Here is a 3,763-nt window from a genome sequence, read left to right on the forward strand (position 1 = left end):
GCGTGATGGCCGACCTTTCCGGCGCTTCGCAAACCAGGGAAGCTTCAAAGTCGCTGTTGGACCGTGCCTTCGTCGAGACCGACGCCAACCGCTTCCCCAAGTTCATGGAGGCGCTCGGGCCACGCGTGAAGGCGCGGGTGAAGAATACGCTGCCGCAAGCGGAAGGCGCCGAGAAGGACGAGGAACTGGCGCTTGATCTCACCTTCACCAAGATGGGCGATTTCGCGCCGGACAAGATCGCCGAGCAGGTCCCGCAACTCGCCGAGATCCTCAAGATGCGTCGCCAGCTCGAGGAACTGCTCGGCTTCATGGATGGCCGTGTCGACGCCGAAAAGCGCATCGCGCAGCTTCTCAACAACGAGCCGCTTCTGAGCAAGATCGCCAGCCAGGCAATGTCTGACGACGACAAGGTTGGGGAATAAGTCATGGCCGAACAGCAAAAGACCGCAGCCGTCACCGCCGAGGCCGAAGCCATTGACCTGGGGGAGTTCAGCGGGCTCCTTGAGAAGGATTTCAAGGTCAAGAAGGACGACAGCGAGAAGCTGCAGCAGCTCGTCCGCAATCTCGCGCTGGCGGCGCAATCCCGCTCCGAGACCACCACCATCTCGTCCAATGCGATCAAGTCGATCAAGTCGCTGATCGCCGGCATCGACAAGATGCTGACCACGCAGGTCAACGAGATCCTGCACGCGCCGGAAGTGCGCGAAATGGAAGGCACATGGCGCGGCCTCTGGTATCTCATCAACAACACCGAGACCGATGCCAAGCATCTCAAGATCCGGGTGATGAACATCTCCAAGGAGCAGCTGGCCGACACCCTCGAGGATTTTGAAGGCCAGATGTGGGATCAGAGCCCGATCTTCAAGAAGGTCTACACGGACGAGTATTCGATGCTGGGCGGCGAGCCGATCGGCTGCATCGTCGGCGCCTACGAATTCTCGAACCATCCGCGCGACGTCGGCCTCTTGCGCAACATCTCGGGCATCTGCGCCTCGGCGCACACGCCGTTCATCGCGGCCGCCTCGCCGCGCCTGTTCCGCATGGACAGCTGGCAGGAACTGCCGAACCCGCAGGACCTTCAGATGATTGTGAACAACCCGGCCTACGCTTCGTGGCAGTCGCTGCGCGAGAGCGAGGATGCGCGCTACATAGGCCTGACCATGCCGCGTGTGCTCGCACGGCTGCCCTACGGCACCGAGACCGTCCCGGTGAAGGGTTTCACCTTCGAGGAGGAGGTGCAGGGCGACCACAACAAATATGTCTGGATGAACGCCGCCTTCCCGATGGGCGTCAACATCAACCGCAGCCACAAACTCTATGGCTGGGGCACCCAGATCCGCGGCGTCGAGAATGGCGGCACGGTGCTCAACCTGCCGGTGCACGCCTTCCCGACCGACGACGGATCGATCGCGATGAAGTGCCCGACGGAAGTCGCCATCGACGACCGCCGCGAGGCGGAATTGGCCAAGCTCGGTCTGATGCCTATCCTGCACCGGAAGAACACCGACCTCGCGGCCTTCATCGGTGCCCATTCGCTGCAGGATGACGAGACGCGCGCCGGTCGCCTGGTCGATCCCGATGCGCAGTCGAACGAACGCCTGAGCGCCAACCTGCCCTACCTTTTCCCAGTGTCGCGCTTCGCGCATTACCTCAAGGCAATTGCGCGCGACAAGATTGGGTCGTTCAAGGAGCGCTCGGACATGCAGATCTGGCTGACCGAGTGGATCAATCGCTACGTGTTGGCCAACCCGGCCTTCGCCGACGACAAGGCGCGCGCCAAGCGCCCACTTGCCGCGGCAGAGGTGCAGGTGGACAGCGTGGAGGGCCGGCCGGGCTATTACAATGCCCGCTTCTATCTGCGCCCGCATTATCAGTTGGAGGGCATCAACGCTTCGCTCCGGCTGGTGTCAGAACTCCCGTCAGTGAAGGGTTGAACTGCAGCAATGTGATCTTGTTTCGTTTGAGAGCGGTGGAGAAAGACAATGCCTGTGAAGATCGATGGCTTCCTGAAAGTTCCGGATATCAAGGGTCCGAGCGTACGAGACGGCCACGAGGACGAGATCGAAATCCATGGTGTCGACTACAAGATGGTCGCGCCGTACGATCCGAATTCGCTCTCGCGCCGCGGTCGTGTGGCCTTGGGGATGATCAAGTTCACCAAGCACTACGACAAGTCCTCGCCCTATCTGAAGAAGGCGCTGTTCGAGAACAAGGCTCTCGACGAAGTGGTGTTTTCCGCGCGCCGGACCATAGACGGCGAGACGAGCGACTATCTGGTCGTGACGCTGACCGACGCCTCGATCATGGAATACGACATGTCGCAGGCCGAGGACGAGGAAGACCTGATCGAGGAGGAAGTCAGCTTCGCCTACAAGAAGATCAAGTTCGTCTACGACAAGGACGACGAAATCGAAATGGATGTCTATGTCGGCAAGTGAGGTCCGGCGGCCCGGCGCGAACAAGCCGCGGCTTGCCGGCAGTTCGCGAGCGACGCGCGAGGCGGTCCAGCCTTCTCTTTGGGACCGCCTCGTCAACGACCTGCCCGGGCTTACCTCCGAGATAGACGGGCTGCGCCGGCTGTTGCAGGACGAGCTTGGCGCGGAGCGGCTGGAGACATTTCTTGCCGGGAGCGCGCGCGCGATCGACGCCGATGCGGAGCTGACACCGGACCAGAAGCGGCGCCTGCACCGGCTGATCTTTCAGGACGAGCACCGTGCGGAGATCGAAAGCCGCGGTGTGGTGGTGTCGGCGCGCGTGCTGAGAGAGGCCGTGCGGCGAGACATCGAGGCCCTGTTCAACACCGAGCGCTTCGAATCCGTTCCGCTGCTGACCGATCTCGAGCGGGAGCAGGCGATGGACGACCCGCCTTCGCTGGCTGATTTTCCGGAAGTGCGCCGAAGCGTGATCAATTACGGCGTGCCTTCCTTCTCCGGCCGTTCGTCGCGAGACTTCGACCGCGATACGTTGGCGCGGGAGATCCGTTCGGTGCTTGCCACGTTCGAACCGCGCCTGAAGGAAAGCGCGACGACCGTCACGGTGACCCTTGGCGACAAAAGTGTGGGTCTGAAGATCGAGATAGACGCGGTGCTGATCATGACGCCGACGCCGGAACGGCTGCGCCTTCGCACAACGATCAATCTCGACAACGGCCTGGCGCGGACCGAATTCAGGGAAAGCTGAGATGGATCGGGTCTTCGTAGAATATTACGAGGAAGAACTGACCCATATCCGCGGGCTCGCCGCGGAATTCGCCGACATGCATCCGGCGATAGCTCGCAACCTTTCGCTCGATACGGTGCCGTGTCCGGATCCCTATGTCGAGCGCCTGCTGGACGGGGTTGCTTTTCTTGCCGCGCGCACGCGGCTAAAAGTCGATGCCGAGCGCTCGCGGTTTTCACGCGCCGTGCTCGACGTCCTCTATCCCGATCTGGTCACGCCGGCGCCGGCGACCGCCATGGCAGTGCTGAAACCCGGCCAGCAGGTCCAGTCGATGATTGCGGGCCACGTCGTGAAGCGCGACACCCGGCTGGTCTCCGGCCTCCAGCCTGGCCTGTCGACACGCTGCACTTTCACCACCGCCCAGGAGATCACGCTGTGGCCGATCGAGATCAGCTCGGTCAGCTATTTCCAGGATCGCAGCGGACTGGCGGCGGCCGGCATCGGGCCGGTCGGCGGCGTGGCCGGCCAAGCGGCGCTGCGCATCGCGCTCACCCGCACCGGCAAAGGCAAATTCAACGAACTCGCGCTTGACCAGCTTGATCTC

Annotated in this window: 5 protein-coding genes; all 5 read left to right on the forward strand. The window is 62.3% G+C overall.

Annotated elements, in window-relative coordinates; genetic code table 11:
- The coding region (tssB, locus tag EOA33_RS27535) for a type VI secretion system contractile sheath small subunit (RefSeq protein ID WP_127407079.1) at positions 1-422 on the forward strand (422 nt) is incomplete at its 5' end.
- A 3-nt stretch (positions 423-425) separates the two neighbouring features.
- Positions 426-1,934, forward strand: coding sequence for a type VI secretion system contractile sheath large subunit (gene tssC, locus EOA33_RS27540; RefSeq protein ID WP_126058947.1), 1,509 nt, complete (start codon positions 426-428; stop codon positions 1,932-1,934).
- Positions 1,935-1,982: 48 nt separating this feature from the next.
- Complete coding sequence (gene tssD, locus EOA33_RS27545) at positions 1,983-2,438, forward strand: type VI secretion system tube protein TssD (RefSeq protein ID WP_126058946.1); 456 nt, start codon at positions 1,983-1,985, stop codon at positions 2,436-2,438.
- Positions 2,425-3,180: a type VI secretion system baseplate subunit TssE gene (gene tssE / locus EOA33_RS27550; protein WP_126059406.1), complete on the forward strand. Its 756-nt coding sequence runs from the start codon at positions 2,425-2,427 to the stop codon at positions 3,178-3,180. Before tssD ends, tssE begins: the two co-directional genes overlap by 14 nt.
- 1 nt (position 3,181) lies before the next feature.
- Positions 3,182-3,763, forward strand: a 582-nt coding sequence (locus EOA33_RS27555; protein WP_190234387.1) for a type VI secretion system baseplate subunit TssF, incomplete at its 3' end; no start/stop codon positions are given.

Source organism: Mesorhizobium sp. M4A.F.Ca.ET.050.02.1.1 (assembly GCF_003997725.1).
In the GTDB taxonomy this organism is placed as follows: Bacteria; Pseudomonadota; Alphaproteobacteria; order Rhizobiales; family Rhizobiaceae; genus Mesorhizobium.

What these genes read in the sequence shown, in the direction of transcription:
- tssC (WP_126058947.1), top strand. Translation starts at nt 426, where the DNA reads ATGGCCGAACAGCAAAAGACCGCAGCCGTCACCGCCGAGGCCGAAGCC.
- tssD (WP_126058946.1), top strand. Translation starts at nt 1,983, where the DNA reads ATGCCTGTGAAGATCGATGGCTTCCTGAAAGTTCCGGATATCAAGGGT.
- tssE (WP_126059406.1), top strand. Translation starts at nt 2,425, where the DNA reads ATGTCGGCAAGTGAGGTCCGGCGGCCCGGCGCGAACAAGCCGCGGCTT.